Raw genomic sequence first — 21,742 nt, forward strand, 5'->3', positions numbered from 1 at the left:
TTCCTTGTTTTCAGGGTGGAAAAATAATTTTAAATCACAATATGACATAAAAGCGCATGAAAAGCGGAGAAATTTCTTCTCAATCGCCTTTATTCGGCTGTGGTTGACATATAAATCAAATTGACGGCTTATAGCTGCTGCTATATGATTAATTTAACAATTCTGTTAACTTCACATATAAATTCAAATTCTATAATTTCCTTTAGATGAAAGAGCCGTTCGAAGGCAAGGAAGACATGACAGGTGAACAGGTTCTGGTGGTCTGCAGCTCAAGACGGAACAGCCATAGACAGCCGCCGGAGGATGTATGAGAGACCAGCCTGCCAGGAGGTACACAATGAAAGCCATATTGATTGACGACGAGGAATTGGCCCTCATGCAGCTTGAACGGCTTCTTCAGGATGACGGGCGTTACGAGGTATCCGGTAAATATACGACAGCCCGCGCCGGACTGGAGCATCTGTCCAGGGAACATACAGATGTCGTGTTTCTGGATATCGGCATGCCGGGAATCAGCGGCCTGGAGGCTGCTGAGAAGATCCGCGAAGCGGATCTTCATGTACATATTGTTTATATCACCGCCTACTCCAACTATGCGCTGGAAGCTTTCGAATTGCAGGCACTGGATTACCTGCTCAAGCCGGTCAATCCTGCCCGGTTTGTGAAGACGCTTGACCGGATCCAACAATATATCCCTGCCGGGAGGCCGCAGGCGCACAAGCAGGAAGCGGATACGTTCCATATACAATGTTTTCAGAGGCTGGAACTGGTGGGCATTGCGAAACTGCGCTGGCGGACGAACAAGATTCAGGAACTGTTTGCCTTTCTTCTGCATCATCGAAACAAGTGGGTGCCGAAGGACCAGATTCTGGAGGAGCTGTGGGGAGCCTATGGGCAGGACCGTTCAATCACACATTTGCATACCTCTGTCTATCAGATTCGCAAGCTGCTCAAGGACGAAGGAATTAAAGCGGCGGTAGAATACGCTCAGGACAGCTACCGGTTGATCTCATCGGAGCTGACCACGGATGTTGAAGCCTTTGAGGCAGCCTGTCTGGTTGAGGGGATTGCATCCGAGCAGGATCGGATCAGGGCGGTTGCAGCCCTCTCATTCTATAAAGGAGACTACCTGGAGGAACATGACTATGACTGGGCGAAGCCGTATAGACGGGAATTGCTGCACAGATATTCTCAATGCACGCTTGCGCTGGTCCGTTATGATATGGAGACAGGGCGTGAGAAGCATGCGATGAAACGGCTGGAGTCTTTACACGCGCGTGATCCTTATTCAGAAGAGATTTGCCGTCTGATTTTGAGCGGCTATGCCAGAATGAACAATGGTCCGGCTGTGCATCAGTATTACGAATCGTTCGCAGCGGTTCTACGAAACGATTTGGGGATCAAGCCGTCGGCCCGGACCGAAGAATTATACCGCAAGTGCCTGGAGTCCTTTTCCTTGTAGCGAAGGCAGTACAACCAGATAAGAGATCAAAGAAGCCCTGTTGCTGATGTCGGAGCAAGGAGCATACATATTGTATTAAAGGTACGAGGGGGATGGGGTTTGGACGCATCGCAAATTGAATTCGGCTTTCAGTCTGCTGAGGCTTTGGAAGCTCTGTTCGATGGTATGCCGGAAGGGTGCCTGGTGCTTGACAACAGGTGGCGGATTGTCTTTGTCAATGCTGCGATTGCAAGGCGGCTCTCCATCGACGACAAACAGTCTCTCATTGGAAAGGATGTCATAGACCAGTTTCCGGAGGCGCTTAATTACAGATTATTCAGCAGTTATCCTGAACCGAACGGGCTTCAGGAGTCTTTGGTGTTCTCGGATTATTATTCCCCGCAAAATCTGTGGTTTGAAGCAACGGTCTATCCCTCCAGGAACGGCCTGTTTATTATAATGCGTAATCTGAATGCGGTGCGTCCCGTCATGCCGGAGGACAGCAGGCAGCTATTCAGAATGCTGCCGTACCATGCTCTGGATATTATCTGTTATACAGATCAGGCGGGACGCTTTAAATATGTCTCGCCTGCAGCCCACAAGCTGCTCGGATATCGCCCGTTCATGCTGCTTGGGGACGATGTGCTCGAATTCGTCCATCCCGACGACCGCAGGCATGTGGGAGAGGCGCTGACCGGCAGCAGCCTGAAGGGGAGCGAAGAACTGATGTTCACATGCCGGCTCCGGCATACGAACGGGATGTATTACTGGTTTGAGGCTTCTATCCGGCGTATTATAGGGCCGGAGAATGAACGCGGTTACAACTTCACGAGCATCTGGCGGAATATTACCCGCCGCAAGGAGCTGGAGGAGCGGCTGTCCATCACCCGTCGGCTGGGCCGGTTCGGCTGCTGGGAACGCAATTTGAATAATGTGTACACCTACTGGTCACCGGAGATATTTTCGATTTTTGGCATCGAGAGCGAGTCACCCCCCGATTTCAACACTTTGATGGGGCACATCTATCCGGATGACCGCGAGCGGGTCCGAATGACAGTGGAGAACGCCAATTCGCAAGGTCCGGGTTATTTGTACGATTGTGAGTTTCGAATTCTCTCGGCCGGAAATGAAGTCCGGCATCTCCGCATTCAGGGTGAACATGTAGAGAAGGCTGGAGGGGAACGGGTGACTATGGGCGTCATCCATGACGTAACGGACAGCAAAGACAGCGAACAGGAGATCAGCCGGATCAAGCATAATTTAAAGCTTTCCCAGAGGATGGCCGGACTTGGTTATTATGATTACAACATCCGCAGCGGAAAGCTGTTATGGTCAGATGAGCTAATGGATATGATGGGGACGAACAGGGAGAGTTTCGCCTATACGGGAGGAGATTTTTTCAGGCTCGTTCACCCTGATGATATGGAGCGGGTCAAACAGGAGATTGATACCTGCCTGGGCGGCGGGTCATTCGATTCCAAATTTCGGATGATTATCTCTCCGGGAAGAATCATTCAAATCCATTCATTGGGTATGCTTATGCATGATGAACGTGGTGAGCCGCTAAGCATGTTCGGAACGGTTCAGAATGTGAGCGGGCAAAAACAGGCCGAGGAGATGTTGCGCCTGTCAGAGAAACTGTCGGCAGCTGGCCAGCTTGCGGCCGGCATCGCACACGAAATTCGCAACCCGCTGACAGCGCTCAAAGGATTCGCCAAACTCCTGCTGCGGGCGGAGGGGGATTCGCGTGAACGGTATTACGAGATTATGCAGAGTGAGTTTGCCCGTATCGAGCTGATTGTCGGTGAGCTGCTGATGTTAGCTAAACCTCAGACGGCCCAGTACAAGATGAATCATCCCGGCCATATTATTGAAGAAGTGGTGGAATTGCTTACGACACAGGCGAATCTCTCTAATGTTGCGATCCATATGGAACTGGAACAGGATATTCCCCTGCTTTACTGCGAAGCCAATCAGCTGAAGCAGGTGTTCGTCAATGTGATCAAAAACGCGATTGAAGCCATGCCGGAAGGCGGATTGCTTCAAATTCGCCTGTATCAGGAGTCTGGTCTTATATGTGCCGATTTTAAAGATGAGGGCGTAGGGATGCATCTCAGTCAGCTTCCTCGCATCGGCGAGCCGTTCTATACGACCAAGGACAAGGGAACCGGACTAGGCATGCTTGTCAGCATTAATATTATTGAAGACCACCATGGGACCATCCAATATACCAGCGAGCTGGGAGCGGGCACGACCGTACATGTTGCCATCCCCATCCAACATAAGATATGAAGTCTGGCAACCATATAATGAACGGCAAGGGGAGAGGCAAGATGCTGCAATGGGAGCATGGCGGGATTGCGATTTTTCAGAGTGTTCTATATAGGACGGCATCAGCTGTGGCAGAGACAGAGGATCTGATCCTGATCTCTGATCCGTGCTGGCTGCCGCATGAGGTGGAGAATATCCGCCGTTATGTGCTGGATAAGGCGGGTGGCAGGCCAATCTATCTGTTATTCACCCATTCGGACTTTGATCACATCATCGGCTGTGGCGCCTTCCCGGAAGCACATGTCGTCGCCAGCAATGCGCTGGCTGGCAAGGCGGAAGCGGAGCGCGAGCAAATTCTGGAGCAGATCCGGACCTTTGACGACGATTACTACGTTACCCGTGATTATCCCGTCGTCTACCCTGAGGTTGATATTATCGTCCGCGAGGATGGCCAGCAGCTTCAAGTTGGCGGCACGACACTGACCTTCTATCATGCACAGGGCCATAATGATGATGGCATCTTCACGATTATAGAGCCGCTTGGAGTCTGGCTGGCGGGGGATTACTTATCCGATATTGAGTTTCCTTATATTTATCATAGCAGTACCCTCTATGAGGAGACGCTTCATAAGGTCCGTTCCATTCTGGATCGACATCCGATTTCTGTTCTTGTTCCGGGCCATGGGCAATGTACGGAAGATATGGAGGAAATCCTCGGCAGACAGGTCAAAGACCTGCAATATATTCTGGACCTGCGCTCGGCAGCGGCCAGCGGGGACGAAGAAACGATAGCCGGCCTGATTAAAGACTGTCCATTTCCCCGTAATATGCGAAAATTTCATTACAATAACAGGCTCCTTATCGAGCGGGAGTTGAATATTGCCCGCCCTGCCACCTGATGACAATGGTCCGGCTCCAGCCCTCACTTTGCCGCCTCTCTACACAAAGTCATGAATGAATCTCTTCATCCATAAGGTAGAGTATCGGTACAGATTGGGGGAGTGCAGAATGAAAGTGACCGTGCGTCAAGGAGACACGCTATGGAATTACAGCCGCTGGTTTCAGGTTCCGGTTGAGCTGATCTTCAGCTCAAATCCGGGAATCGACGCAAATGCTTTGCAAACCGGCCAGCAGGTGGCGATACCGGGCTACAGGACCGAGGACTACCTGTTTCAGCCGGGCGACACCTTATGGGCGATTGCGGCCTCCAGGGGAATTTTGCTGGAGACAATATATGCAATCAATCCGGGACTGTTGCCATCCAATTTGCAGGCCGGACAGTCTATCCAATTGCCTGTGAGGGTGACTGGAATGGTGGTTAATACCCTGAGGCCTTATGATTATGCGGCCATGTCCGGGGATATTGGCAAGCTGGTCGACATCTATCCCTTTATTCGTTATAGCACGATTGGCTCGTCTGTGCAGGGAACCGGTATTCCCGAGCTTCGGATCGGGGAAGGCGACCGGCGTGTACATATGAATGGTTCCGTACATGCCAATGAGTGGATTACGACTCCTGTCCTGATGCTGCATGTGAACGCTTATGTGCTGGCATTGACGAACGGAACATCCATTAGAGGGCTCCATATGGGGCCTTACTATGAGATGACCACATTATCAGTTGTTCCCATGGTCAATCCGGACGGGGTTAATCTTGTTTTGAACGGGCCCCCGGAAGAGGAGCCGCTCCGCAGCGAGGTGCTTGGCATCAACGAGGGAAGCACCGATTTTTCCGGCTGGAAGGCCAATATTCGCGGCGTCGATCTCAATGACCAGTTTCCGGCGCTATGGGAGCTGGAGGCTGAGCGCCAGCAGCAGCAGCCGGCCCCGCGGGATTATCCGGGTACAGCCCCGTTGACTGAGCCGGAGGCTCAGGCGTTGGCCGGGCTGACCAGGGAGCGGGATTTCGCCCGCGTGCTTTCTTTCCATACCCAAGGGAAGGTCATCTATTGGGGATTTCAGGACCTGCAGCCCCCGGAATCTGAGGTGCTGGCGAATGAGTTTGCCCGAGTTAGCGGCTATACGCCTGTTGAGACGGTGGACAGCTATGCGGGGTACAAGGACTGGTTCATTCAGGACTGGCGCCGGCCCGGCTTTACGATTGAGCTTGGGCAAGGCGTTAATCCGTTGCCGGTTGCGCAATTGGATGAAATTACAGAAGACAGTCTGGGTATTTTTTTGGCAGCTTTGTACAGCTGGACTGAATAGCAAAAAAGACGCAAGGGCAGATTGTCTGTCCTTGCGTCTTTTTCTAATGAACGCAGCATTCTTTCGAAATTGAGCGGATATGAGTACAACATCTTTCTCCTTCTATGTGAAACAGTGTTGCATCTGTGCAAGATGCGACTTCTTTTTTCATGCTTGAAACGGGAATGAAAAACGTGGAAAAATGTCGAAAAAGTAGAACCTTTGACACGGGGCAGGAATTTGCTTTTGACAAGGAGAAGAAGCACCGATGGGTAAAATTGTATAAGCAGCATAATGGATGGAAGTTGTCGTAAAAAGGGGGCTCCAGTCACGTGTTTGCGTGGCCGTGTGCAAGGGCTGATGCGCTGATGAATAAGCTGTAAATCCGGAAATGGAGTAGAGCATATACAAGGAGGTACAACCATATGTCCGCAGATCCAATCAAATTTTCTGACCCTTCCGCACAGGGGAGTGCCATGGACAACAGTTCTTCTGCCCCGTTGCTCGACAGCATGCATTTAAAGCCGTCGGAAATGTTAAAAAAGGATGATTCATTGTACAGCTCGCTAATTGATGAGTATTTGCCGCCTTGTATTCTCGTGAATATGCAAAATGACATTATACACACTTCCGGTCCTGCTAATAATTACTTGAGTATGCCCAAGGGCAAAATCAGCTTTAATTTGTTTAAAATGCTTCCTCCCCAGCTGTCACTGGTCATGAATACAGCATTGCAGCGGGCCAGGAAGGAGAATGCCAAAGTTGTCTTTCACAATTTTAATCCGGAAGATGGCGGGAAGGGACCGCTTCTGCATATTACAATACAGCCGTTTTCGATGACGAATGAGTCGGGGCTGATGGCGATTTTTATGGAAGAGGGCGTGACAACAGATCCAGGGGGCATGGACAGGGGCGTGAACCATAGAGCCGGCTATCAGATCAGGGATTTGGAGAAGGAACTGCAATTGTTTCAGACGAAGTCACAGGCGATGATTGAAGAATTAGAGACTGCCAATCATTCGCTGCTTTCTGCCAACGAGGAACTTCTGCATGAGAACAAAGAGCTGCAAAGCAGCTACGAGCAGCTTCATACGGTGAATGAAGAACTTCTCAATGTCAACATCGAGCTCCAGCGCAAAAACCAGGAGCTGACCGAGCTGAATAATGATATGGACAATTTTCTGTTCAGTACCAAGATTGGCACGTTGTTTCTTGATACCGATATGCGTATCCGGCGTTTTACGCCTTCTGCGACCAAGCTGTTCCATTTGATGAATGTAGATATTGGCCGGCCTATTCATCACATTACGAATCAGCTCAAATATCAGGCCTTGCATGAGGATATCAAGAAGGTGCTGTCAACCTCCAGAACGATTGAACGGGAAATCCAAAGCACAGGCAACCGCTGGTACAGCATGCGCATTCTGCCTTACCGCACGATGGAGAACTATATCCGGGGCGCCGTTCTGACCTTTGTAGATATTACCGAGCTGAAGCAGGCGGGCAAGGAGTTGGAGAAGCTCTCTTATGCGATTGAACAAAGTCCGAGCATGATTACGATCATGGACATTCACGGCAATATTGAGTATGTCAATCCGGCCTTCACAAAGAAGACAGGTCACGAAATCCAGGATGTGCTCTTCCGGAATGTGAAAGATTATTTGACCGAGAATACGGCATCACTGAGCCAGGTGAATGAAATTCTTAACGCGCTTCAAAGCGGCAAAGAGTGGTCAGGCGATATGAAGAACCGCCACAAGCACGAAGGAGAATGGTATTGGGAGAGCTGCTCCATTTTGCCGATCAAGAACAGGGATGGGGAGATCATTCACTATCTGAAAATGTCTGAGGATATTACCGACCATAAGAAAACGGAGGAACTGCTCCGAAAATCGGAAATGCTCTCGGCAGTTGGTGAGCTGGCCGCCGGCATTGCCCACGAAATCCGCAACCCGCTTACGGCGCTCAAGGGCTTTGTCCAGCTTATGAAGGCGCAGGGAGGCAATGAAAAATATATCTCGATCATGCTCTCGGAGTTTACGCGCATCGAGCATATCATTAACGAACTGCTGCTGCTCTCCAAGCCTAAAATTATTAATTTCCAGCCGCAGAATCTGCTGCTCATTCTGAATGACGTGCTGCTGCTGATTGATACGCAAGCCATAATGAACCAGGTGCATATTGTGACAGAGCTGGAAGAAACGCTGCCGCTCGTCAACTGCGTAGAGAACCAGCTCAAGCAAGTGTTCATTAATTTGCTGAAGAACGCCATTGAGTCCATGCCTGGAGGGGGCAGCATCTATGTCACGATGAAGCGTCTTGACGACCAATCCATCAGTATCCAAATCCGGGATGAGGGCTGCGGAATTCCGATGGACAAGCTCCAGCGTCTGGGGGAACCATTCTTCACGACGAAGGAGAAGGGGACAGGCCTTGGGATGATGGTCAGCTTTAATATCATAGAAGGGCATAAGGGCAAGATGTTTATTACCAGCGAGGAAAATAAAGGGACCACAATTTCTATCATTCTGCCTTCTATGTAAGTGAATTTGGCTTCCCCTCAAGGCTCATATATAATGAAATTACATATGAACAAACAAGGGGAGCAGTATGGACAGACAGGCACTTTATAATCAGGCAGAGGAATTTATACGAGCTTGCTATCAGGAGCTGGGGAAATCTGAACAACAAGCCTGGAGCCGGTTGCGGGAGATAGAGACTGCAATTGCTGCGACAGGCTTGTATGAGCATACTCCAGAGGAACTGGAGCATGGTGCGCGAATGGCCTGGCGCAACAGCAACCGATGCATAGGCCGGTTGTTTTGGGAGTCACTTCATATATTTGATGAGCGGGCATTGAACCATGCTGAGGCTGTAGCACAGGCGCTATTCCGCCATATCGGCTGGGCCACAAATGGCGGTCGTATCCGCCCGGCCATTACGATATTTCAACCATCTGCCGAGAAGCATGCCGTCCGCATATGGAATCATCAGCTAATCCGGTATGCCGGGTATGAATCCGAAGAGGGCATTATCGGTGACCCGGCCTCTATTGCGTTTACGAAAGTATGCCAAAGGCTCGGCTGGGAAGGAGCGGGAACCGCCTATGATTTGCTGCCGCTGGTCATCCAGGCCGGGGATGCAGGGCCGCAATGGTTTTCACTTCCGCAGGAGTTGATTATGGAGGTTCCGATCCGCCACCCGGAGCTCCCCGCATTGGACGAATTGGAAATGCGGTGGTACGGGGTGCCGATCGTCTCTGATATGAAACTTGAGATTGGCGGTATTGTGTACGCGGCAGCGCCTTTTAACGGGTGGTATATGGGAACCGAGATTGGAGCCCGTAATTTGGCGGATACCGGGCGTTACAATATGCTGCCTAAGGTAGCGGAAGCTATGGGGCTGAATACCAGCCATCATTCCTCGCTGTGGAAGGACCGGGCGTTGCTTGAGCTGAATGTGGCTGTATTGGACTCGTACCGGAAGCACGGTGTAGCCATTGTAGACCATCATACAGCTGCGTCTCAATTTTTGAAGTTTGAAGAGAAGGAAGCAGCGCGGGGGCGCGAGGTGACCGGACGCTGGTCCTGGCTGATTCCTCCGGTATCTCCGGCGACAACCCATATTTTTCACTCCTCTTACCAGGACCGCATAGCCAGCCCGAACTTTTTTAGCCAGGACAAGCCTTACTGACAGGTATATAAGGTAACCAGGAACCGGATGGGTAAATCTGCTCCATTCGAATGCGGATTATTTATTTTGAAATGGATGATAATAATTATCATTCTTGCGTATACTATAGGTGTAAGCTGAACTGCAAGGGGATGCGGGGCAAGGAAAAGGGAAGCAGCAGTATTGCACAGAAATAAAAAAAGCGGCCCTGCAGGACCGCTCACATGGTGACATATGGCGAATGAAGCTACAGTTTTGGTTCGAATGTTTTGCAATCTGTTTCTTCGGAATTCCGGGCTTGCTGACCGCGGTTGCTGACCACGTAAATTGAGGAAGCATTGCATTTGTTGCCCGCACCCCAGTGCTTGCAAGAGTTCACTTCACATAGTACATCTTGAGCCATCGTACTCACCTCCCTATGTTTATAGGATGGGTAAGGACAATGGTTTATTATACGTGGGGAAAAAGATTTTCCATAATGAAACTTCCTTGCACGCCGAATAATTCCTCCGCTTCCTTCAGACAATAAAAAAAACCGGAAGGGAGGGATAGCTGTGTCTCATAACGATAATTACAACCGCAATCGTCATCATGGCAGCGACAATAACGGACAGAGCACATCAGATGTGCATGGCGGCGAGTTCAGAAAAGGCCGTAAAGCCCAATTCAAAAATAATAATCCCGAGCAAGAGGGCGATATTCCGAATGAATTTGTGAGCAACAAGGAGAACTAGGCAGGTTCCGTGCTGCCCATCGCAATCGCGTTAAACCGGCAAACACAAAAGAGGGCTGAACGAGTTCATTATCAGCCCTCTTTGTGATGTAGTAGGAATTCAATTCCTCCATATGACCAGAATCTGAGCCGCCATTATCTTATATCCCGAAAATAACGGATTACGAGCTGCCTTACAGTTCAGCATCGAGCTCAAGAAACCGCTGAAGCATCTTTTCTCTTAGAATCTGCTTCCCGTCATCCGGTAAAAAGGCAGCCTCTGCCCCATTGAGGGCAATTTGCTTGAGTTCCGCCCATGTAAAGCCAAAATGTCTGTGAAGCAGCTCATACTCGCGCGTCAATGTGGTATTGGATACGGTCGGATTATCCGTGTTCACCGTAATCTTGAGCCCCTGCAAGAAGTAGTCCCGGATCGGGTAAGACTCCCAATCAGGTACTGCTTTGGTCTGAATATTGCTTGTAGGGCACATCTCCAGCGGCAGGCCAAGCTCTCGTATGGCACGGGCAAGCTCCGCCGATTCCTGGAGCCGGATACCATGCCCGATGCGGATGGCACCAAGGCCATAGACGGCTTCACGGATGTTCTCCGCTCCGGCGGCTTCTCCAGCGTGAATGGTAACCGGAAGCCCGAGCTCCCGGGCACGGGCAAACACAGCGTGGAACGCGCCTGGAGGGAAAGAGGCTTCATCACCTGCTAAATCAACTGCAGCCAGCCCTGTACCCAAAAAGGCAGCAGCAGCCTCTACAGTCTCCATATTCAGTGAAGAACTATGGTGGCGCATGCAGATGGCAATGCCTTGGGCTTGAATAGACAGCTGCTTGGCTGCAGCTTCCAAGCCCCTGAGCACATGCGCAATGACATCATGGACGGACAACCCTTGGAGCGTATGAAGCTGGGGTGCAAACCGGACCTCGACATAGAGACACCCCTGCTCTGCACTTTGAGCCACGGCCTCGTACGCAACCTGCTCCAAAGCTTCGGCCGTTTGCAGGAATGGAAGGACAAAATCGAATTTGTCCAGGTATTCCTTCAAGCTTCGGCAATCCTCCTCCACTTGCATATATGGCTCCAGTTCCTCTATGGTTTGGACGGGGAGAGGCAGCCTGCTGCTTGAAGCGAGCTGAAGCAGGGTAGATGGTCTCACAGAACCGTCCAGATGGAGATGAAGCTCCGTCTTTGGCATTTTCAGCAGTTTATTAGCTATGTTAAAGTTGCTCAAATGCGTTCGCGCTCCTCTTCTGATGAGATGGGTTTATACTCAACATAACGGACGCGCAGAAGAAATGTCAAATCCAGTAAACTAATCTTTTGCAGCAGAGCAGCAATATAGCTTTTTTTGTGAATGACCATGTGATATAATGGGGTCGACTGGGAGCGGATATATGCCAATTGATATATTGTAGTGCAATACCGTCTTGCTGCTGGTTCATCTAATTACACACCATGGATACATAATATTTAGCTAGATTGAACCTTTACGATTGTATTACAGGTAAATGAGTGAAAGATTCTTCTGGAATCCAAGTCACTGCATGGCCTAACTACTCTTACAAGAGCGGTTAGGCTTTTTTATTTATTACATTTTTTTGAAAAGTTGGGGGCAAAAGGGAATGTCTTTCAAGCAGATTTTTCAACTCCCCATATCATTAGCCGTCTCTCTGGGAGTTGGGATTGTGCTGGCCAATCAAATTATATTATACATACTGGACAGTACATGGAAGATTGGACTCTGGGGATTTTGCATAACTACGGGGCTTGTTACGATGGGGATTGTATACCATGTCAAATGCAATAAGCTGTTCACGCAATCAGAGCTATCCAAGGAAGAGCAATATGCAATTCATGAAAGTCATAAAAGGCTGCAGGGCAGGTTGGAAGAGACCGAGAAACTGACGCTGGCGGGTACGCTCGCGGCTGGTATTGCACATGAAATTAGGAATCCGCTTACCAGCTTAAAGGGCTTTATTCAGCTTGGGAGAGGGAAAAATCCGCAGTATACGGATCTTATGCTGACCGAGATTGACCGCATTAACGGCATTGTTAGCGAGCTGCTTGAACTGGCGGTTCCCAAACCGGCTGCATTAGAGAGGGTCCGGCTGGATTCTCTGCTGCATAATGTAGTGCTGCTGCTGCATGCCCAGGCCAACTTATATAATGTTGAATTGAAGATCGAACAGATAACAGAAGAAGATTTATTTGTGGTGCAGGGTGAGGAAAATAAGCTTAAACAGGTATTTATCAATTTGATTAAGAATGCAATAGAGTCGATGGACAACGGAGGTGAAATTGATATTAATCTTACCTCGTCCAATCAGTGGGCAAAAGTCCAGATCACAGATCAGGGCGGAGGAATCGGACCGGAAATGCTGGACAGGCTGGGTGAGCCCTTCTTCACGACCAAAGAGCAGGGAACAGGCCTTGGCATTATGATTTGCCATCGTATTGTTTCTGAACATAAAGGCAGGCTGCATTTTCAAAATAACGGAAGAGGCGGTACTACAGTGATCGTACAATTGCCGATATTTCTTAGATAGGGGGATAAAAGGACTTGTCATAGCGCAAACCGGTAGTAGCATTCAGACATAGACAGGAGAAAGTTATGGACGAGTCAAATCCTATGAGTCAACAATTAAACCAACATCAGCAATTAATAGCCAGTTATACGGGGAAAATGCTTCGAGACCACTTTGGCAAGGGTCCGGAATCTGTGTTTGTATCCATTGGATGTAATGTGATATCGATATATTTGCGCAATTTTATAACCCCTTCAGAAAGAGTGCTTTTGGAGCAAAATCATGAAATGATCATTCACCAGGTACGTGAAAAGCTGATGCAGATGATTATTCCGGAGATCTCAAGCTATGTGGAAGCACTCACAGACATAAAGCTTCAGGAATTTTATTATGACTGGAACTTGCAGAACAAGACGATGATGCTGCTGGGCATCTGTGAGGCATCGGTGCAGGGTGGTTCCCCGGTCGAAATCAATTACACGGGCAAGCAGCAGTTGGAGCGTGAAATCGATACATTAAGCCAACAGGCACAGCGTTCCCCGGATGAGATTGTATCCTTCGAGATGAATCCGAGAATGTTGATTATTATCCGCAAGGGCATTCTGGTCCACCTGGAAAAGGAACTGATCCGGCTGGGACAGGGGGAACTGCTCAAGCGGGCCAAGCGGAATTTGGAGAAGAGCTTCCTGCATAATAACAGCAGCCTTGACAGTATCCTGAACAAGAGTGTTCAGGATTCCTTTGTAGACTGGAATTTCACCCTGGATAAAAGTGTTACGCTGCTCATAACCGGAAATAAATAACGCTTTACAGTGCTTGATAAAATCGATTTCTTGGATGGAAAACCCTAGGTTGCGGCATACTACCCCTTATCGAAAGCTAAGGGGGTAACTTCATTGGTAAATCAACGCAGCCGGGCAATGCTGCTGGTGTTCATACTGCTGGCGCTTTATCTTCTGCCTGCGGAGGCAGAGGGGGCATCCAGGCCGTTTCATTTTGGCTTCAAAAGGAGCGTAAACGGCAACCCGGCCTCGATTAATGAGGAGGGCTTTAAGGAAATTCTTGAGCGCCACGGCGGGATCTTTCTGGGGAACAGTACGGAAAAATCATTGTATATGACCTTTGACAACGGCTACGAGAATGGCTTTACCGGTCAAATTCTGGATGTGTTGAAGCAAAAGAAAGTACCGGCGGCTTTTTTCGTTACCGGACACTACATTAACGACCAGCCTGAGTTGTTGAAAAGGATGGCGGCAGAGGGACATATAATCGGCAATCATTCCTGGAGCCATCCGGATATGACCCAGATATCCACGGAGCGAATTCATCAGGAACTGGATAAGGTGAAGCAAGCAGTAGAAAAGGTAACGGGCAAGCCCGGAATGAGTTATTTGCGGCCGCCAAGAGGAATATTCAGCGAACATACGCTGAGAGTGAGCCATGAGATGGGCTATACAAATGTATTCTGGTCAATTGCTTATAAGGACTGGGATACCAAGCAGCAAAAAGGAAGGCAATACGCTTATAATCAAGTCATGAAGCAGCTTCATCCGGGCGCAGTCCTGCTTCTTCATTCCGTATCACGGGATAACACAGAAGCGCTCGGCTCCATCATTGATGCTGCAAGACAGCAGGGCTATGATTTTAGAAGCCTGGATGACCTGAAGCCTCTACAGCCATTAGGGAGTCCTTAAACAATAGCAGCAACATGATGCTGCAAACGAAAATAGCAAGCCGCCGGTCTCTATGCTTTCCGAAGCAGACACTGGCGGCCTGTTGTTTTTTTGATTACACTTGGTGTTTCAGTTTCTGAATTGGAAATGATTTCAAAGTTAGGTATAATCGAAGGTAAATCTTGAAAGAGAGGAAGGACAGCATGCCGTCCATACGCAAAGGGAAACTGTTGCTGACAGGTGTAATTGCAATACTGATGATATATCAATTCGCCGCGCTGTTCCTGTCAGGCCAGATTGTATCATTTGTCGTCTATAGTGCACTGCTGTTCCTGCTTTATTTGGGATATGGCTGGGTCAAATTCATCCTTGCAGGGCTTATGCTGCTTACGGTTGTCATTGGGCTGCTTGGCCTGACCGGCGTCCTGTCCATGAATCTTCCTTACCCCGCGGCAACGCTCAGCATTATTGTTGTCTATGCGGCTGCAGGCATGCTCCTGCTGTTCTCTCCGGATATTCGTGCGTATATGCTCGCCAGGAGGCATACGGGCAAAGCAAACGCCCGCCGTTAGCAAGTATGTCCCGCAGCTGTGTATTCAAAGCAGTGCCCAATGGGTAATATAGGGACAAAGGAGTGTGATGACCAATGGAACAGATGAAAAAGAAGGTTGCATTTTTGCTTGCCAATGATTTCGAAGATTCCGAAATGGTAAACCCCTTTGAAGAGATGACCAAGAACGGGCACGAGGCTGTCATAATCAGTACCGAAGACGGCGTGGAATTAAAAGGGAAGCAGGGCACCGTCTATACGGCGCACTTATCTGCGGCAGAAGCCCGTGCAGAGGATTATGAGGCAGTCATTATTCCGGGCGGCAAGTCTCCTGAACATTTAATTAAGGATCAGGCTGTCCTGTCGTTTGTGCAGCAGGCCAACGAACAAGGCATTACGATTTCGGCGATATGCCACGGGCCACAGGTGCTTGCCGCGGCAGGCTTGCTGAAAGGACGTACGATAACCGGTTATCCCGGCATTGCTGAAGAACTGCGGCAAGCAGGGGCTTCCTTCGTTGATCAGGAAGTTGCCGTTGATAATAATCTGATCACCTCCCGTACACCGGAGGACGAGCCTGCTTTTATTGAACAGACGATGAAAAGACTTGGCGTAGCTGCTTACTAGGGAATTCGTTACAGAGGCGCAGTTGTTTGCATGGGAAAACTATGCAGGCGGCTGCGTCTTTGGTGTGCATTCCTGGTCATATTCGAAAAAAAGAGGAAACCATAATCTAAAATCCATTATAATACATCCATATCATGGATTTTAGAATGAGGAAGGTGCATATGTGAGACGCATTTTATATATTGAGGATGATTTGGACAACGGCAGCTGGGTGAAGGAGGATTTGGAGAGCAGAGGCTTCGAGGTGAACTGGCTGCAGTCCGGAGAAGGCGCTCTGCAGCAGGTGAGTGCTGCCGATCTCGTTATTCTGGATGTGATGCTGCCAGGGCTGGACGGCTTCACTGTTGGACAGCGGTTGAAGAAGGAAGCTCCGCAGACGCCCATTCTGATGCTATCGGCACGGACGGCAGTTGATGACAAGCTGCAGGGTTTGCAATTTGCGGATGATTATTTGACCAAGCCGTTTCACCCGGATGAATTGGCAGCGCGGATTGAGGTGCTGCTCCGCCGTCAAGGACTTGCCAAGCAAATCACGCTGGGACACCTCAGTATTCACATGTCGGACTATCGGATTACAGACAACCGGAGCGGTGAAGAAATTATTCTGACAGGCAAGCAGTACCAGATCATGCTCTACTTTCTTAAAAACCCGAACCGGATTCTAACGAAGGAGCAAATCTTTGAAGCGGTATGGGGGGACCCTTACTTGGACGGAGACAAGACACTCATGGTACATATTCGATATTTGCGCGAAAAAATTGAGCTGGACCCGAGTGCCCCTGCCATTATTGAGACGATCCGCGGGATCGGCTACCGGGTACGGCAATGAAAATCAAAAATTCCCTGCTGAAAAAATATGTCGTCATTATTCTGCTGGGTGTTATCTGGCTGCCGGTAGGATTTGCGATTTCGACATTATTCTTTCTGAATATACCGAACTTATTTTATAAATCACAGCAGCCGGAGAAGAGTTATACAAGCGGGATAGATCTGGAGAATCAATGGCATGGGGAGGCACGCAAGCTTGGCGGGGCATCTCCTGCAGCAATCGAAAGCCGGCTGAAGGAGCTTCAGCAAGGCTACAAAGGTGCGGGCGTCATGTGGGTGGATGCACACGGCCAGAAGCAGTTGCAGATGAATATGAACGGCAATTACCCGGATAAGTGGACGGCTGCCGAGGCCATTCAATTTATGAAGAGTACGTATGACGCGGACCCTTTCACAACTGTGGCCTTTATCGGACAGGACCCGGAGCAGGGCTTTATGGTGCTCCAGGTGCCGCGGGGAATTCTGAATCAGGTCAAGGCGCCTTACTGGGACAACTACAGCTATATAAGTTTTATAAGCACACTGATACTCGTGGCCGGGTTTCTCATCGTGTCCTTTATCTTCTTTTACCGTATCCGCAAGCGGCTGCTTCGCCTTCAGAAAGCCATGAACCGCCATGGTGACAGCGGTATTCCCGCCCCGATTGAAGTGACCAATGAAGATGAGATTGGCAGCCTGGAAAATGCTTTTAACGAGATGATTGCCAAGCTTCAGTCATCCCGCAAGCGGGAACAGGAAGAGGAAGCCTTAAGAAGACAGCTCATCGCTTCTCTTTCTCATGATCTCAGGACGCCACTGACGACGATTCAGGGCCATGCGTATCGTTTGAGCAAGGAGCAGCTTAGCAAGCAGGGGGAAGCCTCCCTGAAGCTGATTGACAGCAAGGTTGGTTATTTAGGAAGGCTGATTGAGAATTTATTCTCCTATACGCTGCTGTCCTCAGGCAAGTATCCGTTTCGGCCGGGGAGGCATGATATTGCCCGTCTTATCCGGAGCGCTGTAGCCAACTGGTATCCGGTATTCGAACAGGAGGGCTTTGAGATCAAGTTGGATCTGACAGAGGAAGCGGTATATGCGCAGATTGATCCGCAATGGATGGAGCGTGTGCTGGACAATCTGTTTCAGAATGTGCTGAACCATGCTTCTTCAGGCAAATATATCGGGGTCAGCTTGAGAGCATCAGCAGAGAGCTTTGAACTGAGCCTGTCAGACCGCGGACCGGGGGTGGATGGCGAGTCTTCCGGCAAGGGAGCAGGAATCGGACTATCCATTGTGGCGCTCATGCTGAAGGAAATGAAGCTGGAATGGGAGATGAACAGCACTTCTGAGGGAACGGAAATTATCATATCGGAGCGTTATTAAACGAAATTTAAACTTTATCCGCCTGTTGCTTTAACCTCGGTCAGGTAACCTGTAAATCGAGGTGATCAAAAATGACGGATCTGGTAATTGAAACAAAAGGGCTGACGAAAACACTCGGCGGACGAAATGTTGTCGACAAGCTCGACCTGCGAATAAAAAGAGGTGATATCTACGGCTTTCTGGGTCCGAACGGAGCGGGGAAAACAACAACCATCAAGATGCTGCTCGGTCTGGCCCGGCCGAGCAGCGGCCAGGTGCGGCTGTTCGGCAGAAGCATTCGCAAGGAGCGGGTTGCACTGCTGCGCAAGGTAGGCTCCCTGGTCGAGTACCCTTCCTACTACGGCCATCTGAATGCCAAAGAGAACTTGGAGACCATTCGCCTGCTGCTGCCGGGTGTGAGGAGGTCCAGAATTGACGAAGTATTATCGATTGTCCGCTTGACCAAGGATGCACAGCGGCAGGTCAAAGGGTACTCACTCGGGATGAAGCAGCGCTTGGGTATTGCCGCAGCGCTTCTCGGTGAGCCGGAGCTGCTGATTCTGGATGAGCCGACCAATGGTCTGGACCCGTCGGGCATTATCGAAATCCGGGAGCTGATTCGCAGCATGCCTGGTCAATACGGGATGACGGTGCTGGTCTCCAGCCATCTGCTCACCGAGGTCGGCCAGATGGCAACGGAGGTCGGGATTGTTTCCAAGGGGAAGCTGGTTTTCCAGGATCGGCTGGAGGTTCTGAAAGGCCGCTCCAGGCAGCAGATTCACATCCGCTTAAATGATCAGCAGCGGGCCTTTAATCTTTTGCATGCTCATGGCTTCAAGGCGGAGCTGACAGATGGACGCTTGTATGTGCCGAAAGCGGATGACCAGCGGATTGCGTCGGTTGTCCGAATGCTGGTCCAACAGGGAATCGAGATATCCCGGGTAGAGGAAGAAGGCGATACTTTGGAGAGTGTCTTCCTTCATATGACGGGCGGCGAGGGGGGCTTGTAATGCGTCGTTTGTTGGCCTCGGAGTTTTTAAAGCTGCGCCGTAAAATGATCTGGTTCCTGATTGTGCTCGGGCCTGCCGGAGTTATTGCTTTACAGGCTGTTAATTATGGCCTGCGATTTGATTATCTGATGAAAAATTATGCCGGGGATCCATGGGGATACCTTATCAAAAATGTGAGTATGCTGCTCATTCCGGCATTGCTGATGGGGATGACCATCATTTCATCAATGATCGCCACGCTGGAGCATCATACGAATGCCTGGAAGCAGACCATTGCGCTTCCGGTGAGCCGGACCAAACTGTATTTGGGCAAATTCGCAGTGACAACAATGTTGTTGCTCGTTTCTACTGTCCTGGTGCTGGCCGGAACGGTTGCCCTGGGCCTCATATTCGGCTTTGAGCTCCAAGCATTGCCTTGGGACACCTTGCTCATCGCACTTTATGGTGCCTTCATCGGAGCATTGCCCTATTTAGCCGTGCAGATTTGGCTGGCGGTTACGCTCAACAATCAGGCCATCCCGCTAACCGTTGGCATCTCGGGGCTCGTATTGTCTATGCTTATGATCAACGGCTCTTCGAGCAAGAACTGGCTGCCGTGGAAATGGCCGTATCTGGCACTGTTGGAGCCGGTGTTTCCGGTAGCAGCGGGCCTGGCAGCGAGTGCCGTACTTTACCTGCTGGGATCGCTCCATTTTGCAAGAAAGGATGTGGGATAAGCATGACATCCATTCTTCGCTCGGAATGGTTAAAGCTGCGCCGCAGCAAGATGTGGCTGCTGCTGTTCGTCAGCCCGCTCATTGCAGGACTGTCAGGCTCCATGATAAGCATGCCGGCTGATCTGCCTCCATGGCTCTATTTGCAAACCACGGTGTTTTACACCCATGCGCTGCTGCTTCTGCCGTTGCTGACCGGAGTATTCTCAGCCTTCATCTGCCGTTATGAGCATATTCACGGGGGCTGGAAGCAGCTCCTTGCCCTTCCTGTATCCCGGTCAAGTGTCTACCTCGTCAAGCTGATCGTGGTGATGTGGCTGCTTGCTGCCGTGCAGCTATTGACTGCTGCCAGCCTATACGCTGCCGGACTCATTCAGGGTGTGGAAGAATCCTTTCCTTGGAGTAGTGTTTTGATCAATATTGCTGCGGGGTGGGCAGCGTGCCTGCCGCTGGCGGCATTGCAGCTCGCCGTATCCACGGCCTGGTCCAGCTTCGCAGCACCGCTTGCGGTGAATGTCATTTTCACCCTGCCGAATCTACTGGTTGCCCACTCCCGGGATTATGGACCCTTTTATCCATGGGTCCAGCCGCTGCTGGCCATGATGCCCGGGCATTTGGAGATTGGCGCCTTTATGGTTCCGCCGCAGACCCTCTTTACAGTGGTGCTGGTCAGCTTCGCTATTTTTCTGGCGGGAGGGTTGGCTTATTTTACACGCAGAGCCATTTAATCTTCCGGCCAGGGAGTTTGTAGATCGGGCTTTAGGTTCACGGTCGTTCTGCCGATTTCAAGCCTTGGTTATTGCTTTTCAGCTCTTGCGTGCAAGAATAAAGTATAGTAAAGTAATTTCATTATCATAACGGACGTCCCCCTTCTGCGCAGTCAGAAGCGGGGACGTCTCTGTTGTGTTCGCGGTTCGGGACCATCCCGCGTTATCAAAACTAAGGGGAGAAAGAGATGTTTAATTTGCTATGGGGCATGCTGTTTGTGCTTGTCAATTTCAGCTTGTTTATCTTGAGCTACAAGCTGTTCGGGAAGAAAGGGCTGTATGCATGGGTAGCTTTCGCTACGGTCATCGCCAATATCCAGGTGGTCAAAACGATTGAGGTCGTTGGAATCATCACAACGCTTGGCAATACCATATACGCCTCCATTTATATGGCAACGGACCTGCTTAATGAGAAGCACGGGGCCAAGGAAGCGCGGAAAGCGGTATGGTTCGGTTTTTTTACGCTGATCACATCCACCATTATGATGCAGATGGCACTGGTCTTTCAGCCGCAGCCGGGGGATCAGACGCAGGAGTCGCTGCAGACGATTTTTGGCATGCTGCCGCAGCTTGCGTTAGCAAGTCTGGCCGCTTACTTCGTCAGTCAGCTGCTTGATGTGAGATTGTTCAGCTATTTGAAAAAGAAATATCCTGCACGCAACCAGCTGTGGATCCGCATGAACGGGAGTGCAACACTCAGCCAGCTAATCGATTCACTGGTCTTCTGTACGATCGCGTTCGCTACGGTTTACACCTGGGATGTGTGGCTTCAAATATTTATTACGACGTATTTATTCAAATTCGTTATTTCCGTTGCAGCTACTCCGGTGCTGTATATTGCCCGACGCTTCCATCATCCGGAGGATGAGGAAGACAAGAGCGCTGCTTAAGCCTTCAGCTGCAGGAGGTCTCGCCGGGCTGTCAGCCTGGAACCTGTATGACGGGGGCGCAGTTCAGCGCTTAGAGTTATTCATAAATTTGTTATAGTCGAGAGGTCTTCATCACCACTGCCGACAGTGGGGTGAGGGCCTCTATTTCTATGCGCAACGAAGCTGATGCCTGTTGAAGGGAGGCAAAGTGGTCAATGCATGGCAGAACATTGACAGTTGTTGCTATCCCTTGCGCAGGGCAAAAGCAATCACCGACGGCATGGAAATTCCGCAGGCAGGCAAGGTGAAGGTCGTAGACATGAACGTCTTTATCGCCATGATGGATGTGTCCGAGCCGATCGGAATGGGGCTGGTCATCACCCGCGGGATTTTTTGTTGTCTTTTTTCATTGTACCTTAAAAAAGCACGGCAGCGCCCCTTCTCATCACGATGTAAAGTCCGCTTCAGGAGCCATAGCGACTGGTAATTTATAGTGACCTGCCCAGCATCGCATGCATATGTTAACAGTAAACTTAGGCGGAAAAG

21 protein-coding genes are annotated in these 21,742 nt (G+C 50.0%); 19 read left to right on the forward strand and 2 right to left on the reverse strand.

The window, feature by feature from the left end:
• The first annotated feature begins 337 nt into the window (after positions 1 to 337).
• From H583_RS0102900 to H583_RS0102925, 6 genes are all read left to right on the forward strand, one after another.
• Positions 338 to 1,462, forward strand: coding sequence for a response regulator (locus H583_RS0102900; protein WP_028559151.1), 1,125 nt, complete (start codon positions 338 to 340; stop codon positions 1,460 to 1,462).
• A 99-nt stretch (positions 1,463 to 1,561) separates the two neighbouring features.
• On the forward strand, positions 1,562 to 3,733 hold the full coding sequence (locus H583_RS35080; RefSeq protein ID WP_051235904.1) for a PAS domain-containing protein: 2,172 nt from the start codon (positions 1,562 to 1,564) through the stop codon (positions 3,731 to 3,733).
• 41 nt (positions 3,734 to 3,774) lie between these two features.
• Positions 3,775 to 4,611, forward strand: a complete 837-nt coding sequence (locus H583_RS0102910) for an MBL fold metallo-hydrolase (protein ID WP_028559152.1) — start codon at positions 3,775 to 3,777, stop codon at positions 4,609 to 4,611.
• A gap of 109 nt (positions 4,612 to 4,720) precedes the next feature.
• Positions 4,721 to 5,920, forward strand: coding sequence for a M14 family metallopeptidase (locus H583_RS0102915; protein WP_028559153.1), 1,200 nt, complete (start codon positions 4,721 to 4,723; stop codon positions 5,918 to 5,920).
• Between the two features lie 404 nt (positions 5,921 to 6,324).
• Positions 6,325 to 8,442, forward strand: coding sequence for a PAS domain-containing protein (locus tag H583_RS31710; RefSeq protein WP_051235907.1), 2,118 nt, complete (start codon positions 6,325 to 6,327; stop codon positions 8,440 to 8,442).
• A gap of 67 nt (positions 8,443 to 8,509) precedes the next feature.
• The gene (locus tag H583_RS0102925; RefSeq protein ID WP_028559154.1) at positions 8,510 to 9,592 is read left to right on the forward strand and encodes a nitric oxide synthase oxygenase; all 1,083 of its coding nucleotides are present in this window, start codon (positions 8,510 to 8,512) and stop codon (positions 9,590 to 9,592) included.
• Positions 9,593 to 9,818: 226 nt separating this feature from the next.
• Here H583_RS0102925 and H583_RS35890 read toward each other — a convergent pair whose 3' ends face one another.
• A complete protein-coding gene (locus tag H583_RS35890; protein WP_081666957.1) occupies positions 9,819 to 9,974 on the reverse strand; it encodes a DUF1540 domain-containing protein in 156 nt (51 codons plus the stop codon).
• A 151-nt stretch (positions 9,975 to 10,125) separates the two neighbouring features.
• Here H583_RS35890 and H583_RS0102935 point away from each other — a divergent pair, with 151 nt between their 5' ends.
• Positions 10,126 to 10,305 carry a hypothetical protein gene (locus H583_RS0102935; RefSeq protein WP_028559155.1) on the forward strand — a complete coding sequence of 60 codons (180 nt, stop codon included), beginning with the start codon at positions 10,126 to 10,128 and terminating at the stop codon, positions 10,303 to 10,305.
• 172 nt (positions 10,306 to 10,477) lie between these two features.
• On the opposite strand, the gene add is transcribed toward H583_RS0102935, so the two are convergent.
• Complete coding sequence (gene add / locus H583_RS0102940; RefSeq protein WP_245585830.1) at positions 10,478 to 11,524, reverse strand: adenosine deaminase; 1,047 nt, start codon at positions 11,522 to 11,524, stop codon at positions 10,478 to 10,480.
• A gap of 391 nt (positions 11,525 to 11,915) precedes the next feature.
• On the opposite strand from add, the gene H583_RS0102945 reads away from it, so the two are divergent.
• The 12 genes from H583_RS0102945 to H583_RS0103000 all read left to right on the forward strand — a co-directional run bounded on the left by H583_RS0102945 (position 11,916) and on the right by H583_RS0103000 (position 21,683).
• Positions 11,916 to 12,839, forward strand: a complete 924-nt coding sequence (locus H583_RS0102945) for an ATP-binding protein (RefSeq protein ID WP_028559157.1) — start codon at positions 11,916 to 11,918, stop codon at positions 12,837 to 12,839.
• Between the two features lie 83 nt (positions 12,840 to 12,922).
• A complete protein-coding gene (locus tag H583_RS0102950; RefSeq protein WP_028559158.1) occupies positions 12,923 to 13,621 on the forward strand; it encodes a Na-translocating system protein MpsC family protein in 699 nt (232 codons plus the stop codon).
• 117 nt (positions 13,622 to 13,738) lie between these two features.
• The gene (gene pdaA, locus H583_RS0102955) at positions 13,739 to 14,512 is read left to right on the forward strand and encodes a delta-lactam-biosynthetic de-N-acetylase (RefSeq protein ID WP_036708354.1); all 774 of its coding nucleotides are present in this window, start codon (positions 13,739 to 13,741) and stop codon (positions 14,510 to 14,512) included.
• Positions 14,513 to 14,694: 182 nt separating this feature from the next.
• Positions 14,695 to 15,063, forward strand: coding sequence for a hypothetical protein (locus H583_RS0102960; RefSeq protein WP_028559160.1), 369 nt, complete (start codon positions 14,695 to 14,697; stop codon positions 15,061 to 15,063).
• A 74-nt stretch (positions 15,064 to 15,137) separates the two neighbouring features.
• Entirely contained in the window at positions 15,138 to 15,668 is a 531-nt protein-coding gene (locus tag H583_RS0102965) for a DJ-1/PfpI/YhbO family deglycase/protease (protein WP_028559161.1), read from the forward strand.
• 163 nt (positions 15,669 to 15,831) lie between these two features.
• Positions 15,832 to 16,497, forward strand: coding sequence for a response regulator transcription factor (locus H583_RS0102970; RefSeq protein WP_028559162.1), 666 nt, complete (start codon positions 15,832 to 15,834; stop codon positions 16,495 to 16,497).
• Positions 16,494 to 17,858, forward strand: a complete 1,365-nt coding sequence (locus tag H583_RS0102975; RefSeq protein ID WP_028559163.1) for a HAMP domain-containing sensor histidine kinase — start codon at positions 16,494 to 16,496, stop codon at positions 17,856 to 17,858. The genes H583_RS0102970 and H583_RS0102975 overlap by 4 nt, the downstream gene beginning before the upstream one ends.
• Positions 17,859 to 17,929: 71 nt before the next feature.
• Positions 17,930 to 18,847, forward strand: coding sequence for an ABC transporter ATP-binding protein (locus H583_RS0102980; protein ID WP_028559164.1), 918 nt, complete (start codon positions 17,930 to 17,932; stop codon positions 18,845 to 18,847).
• Positions 18,847 to 19,563, forward strand: coding sequence for an ABC transporter permease (locus H583_RS0102985; RefSeq protein ID WP_028559165.1), 717 nt, complete (start codon positions 18,847 to 18,849; stop codon positions 19,561 to 19,563). The genes H583_RS0102980 and H583_RS0102985 overlap by 1 nt, the downstream gene beginning before the upstream one ends.
• 2 nt (positions 19,564 to 19,565) lie before the next feature.
• Positions 19,566 to 20,288 carry an ABC transporter permease gene (locus H583_RS0102990; protein WP_028559166.1) on the forward strand — a complete coding sequence of 241 codons (723 nt, stop codon included), beginning with the start codon at positions 19,566 to 19,568 and terminating at the stop codon, positions 20,286 to 20,288.
• A 227-nt stretch (positions 20,289 to 20,515) separates the two neighbouring features.
• Complete coding sequence (locus tag H583_RS0102995; RefSeq protein WP_028559167.1) at positions 20,516 to 21,217, forward strand: queuosine precursor transporter; 702 nt, start codon at positions 20,516 to 20,518, stop codon at positions 21,215 to 21,217.
• 187 nt (positions 21,218 to 21,404) lie between these two features.
• On the forward strand, positions 21,405 to 21,683 hold the full coding sequence (locus tag H583_RS0103000) for a hypothetical protein (RefSeq protein WP_028559168.1): 279 nt from the start codon (positions 21,405 to 21,407) through the stop codon (positions 21,681 to 21,683).
• Positions 21,684 to 21,742: the final 59 nt, after the last annotated feature.

It is taken from the genome of Paenibacillus pinihumi DSM 23905 = JCM 16419, assembly GCF_000422505.1.
GTDB lineage: Bacteria > Bacillota > Bacilli > Paenibacillales > Paenibacillaceae > Paenibacillus_D > Paenibacillus_D pinihumi.

Coding starts and splice junctions, on each gene's coding strand:
- H583_RS0102925 (WP_028559154.1), top strand. CDS start 8,510: ATGGACAGACAGGCACTTTATAATCAGGCAGAGGAATTTATACGAGCT.
- pdaA (WP_036708354.1), top strand. CDS start 13,739: ATGCTGCTGGTGTTCATACTGCTGGCGCTTTATCTTCTGCCTGCGGAG.
- H583_RS0102965 (WP_028559161.1), top strand. CDS start 15,138: ATGGAACAGATGAAAAAGAAGGTTGCATTTTTGCTTGCCAATGATTTC.
- H583_RS0102910 (WP_028559152.1), top strand. CDS start 3,775: ATGCTGCAATGGGAGCATGGCGGGATTGCGATTTTTCAGAGTGTTCTA.
- H583_RS0102975 (WP_028559163.1), top strand. CDS start 16,494: ATGAAAATCAAAAATTCCCTGCTGAAAAAATATGTCGTCATTATTCTG.
- H583_RS0102960 (WP_028559160.1), top strand. CDS start 14,695: ATGCCGTCCATACGCAAAGGGAAACTGTTGCTGACAGGTGTAATTGCA.
- H583_RS0102915 (WP_028559153.1), top strand. CDS start 4,721: ATGAAAGTGACCGTGCGTCAAGGAGACACGCTATGGAATTACAGCCGC.
- H583_RS35890 (WP_081666957.1), bottom strand. CDS start 9,974: ATGGCTCAAGATGTACTATGTGAAGTGAACTCTTGCAAGCACTGGGGT.
- H583_RS0102995 (WP_028559167.1), top strand. CDS start 20,516: ATGTTTAATTTGCTATGGGGCATGCTGTTTGTGCTTGTCAATTTCAGC.
- H583_RS0102980 (WP_028559164.1), top strand. CDS start 17,930: ATGACGGATCTGGTAATTGAAACAAAAGGGCTGACGAAAACACTCGGC.
- H583_RS0102990 (WP_028559166.1), top strand. CDS start 19,566: ATGACATCCATTCTTCGCTCGGAATGGTTAAAGCTGCGCCGCAGCAAG.
- H583_RS0102900 (WP_028559151.1), top strand. CDS start 338: ATGAAAGCCATATTGATTGACGACGAGGAATTGGCCCTCATGCAGCTT.
- H583_RS31710 (WP_051235907.1), top strand. CDS start 6,325: ATGTCCGCAGATCCAATCAAATTTTCTGACCCTTCCGCACAGGGGAGT.
- H583_RS0102945 (WP_028559157.1), top strand. CDS start 11,916: ATGTCTTTCAAGCAGATTTTTCAACTCCCCATATCATTAGCCGTCTCT.
- H583_RS0102985 (WP_028559165.1), top strand. CDS start 18,847: ATGCGTCGTTTGTTGGCCTCGGAGTTTTTAAAGCTGCGCCGTAAAATG.
- H583_RS0102950 (WP_028559158.1), top strand. CDS start 12,923: ATGAGTCAACAATTAAACCAACATCAGCAATTAATAGCCAGTTATACG.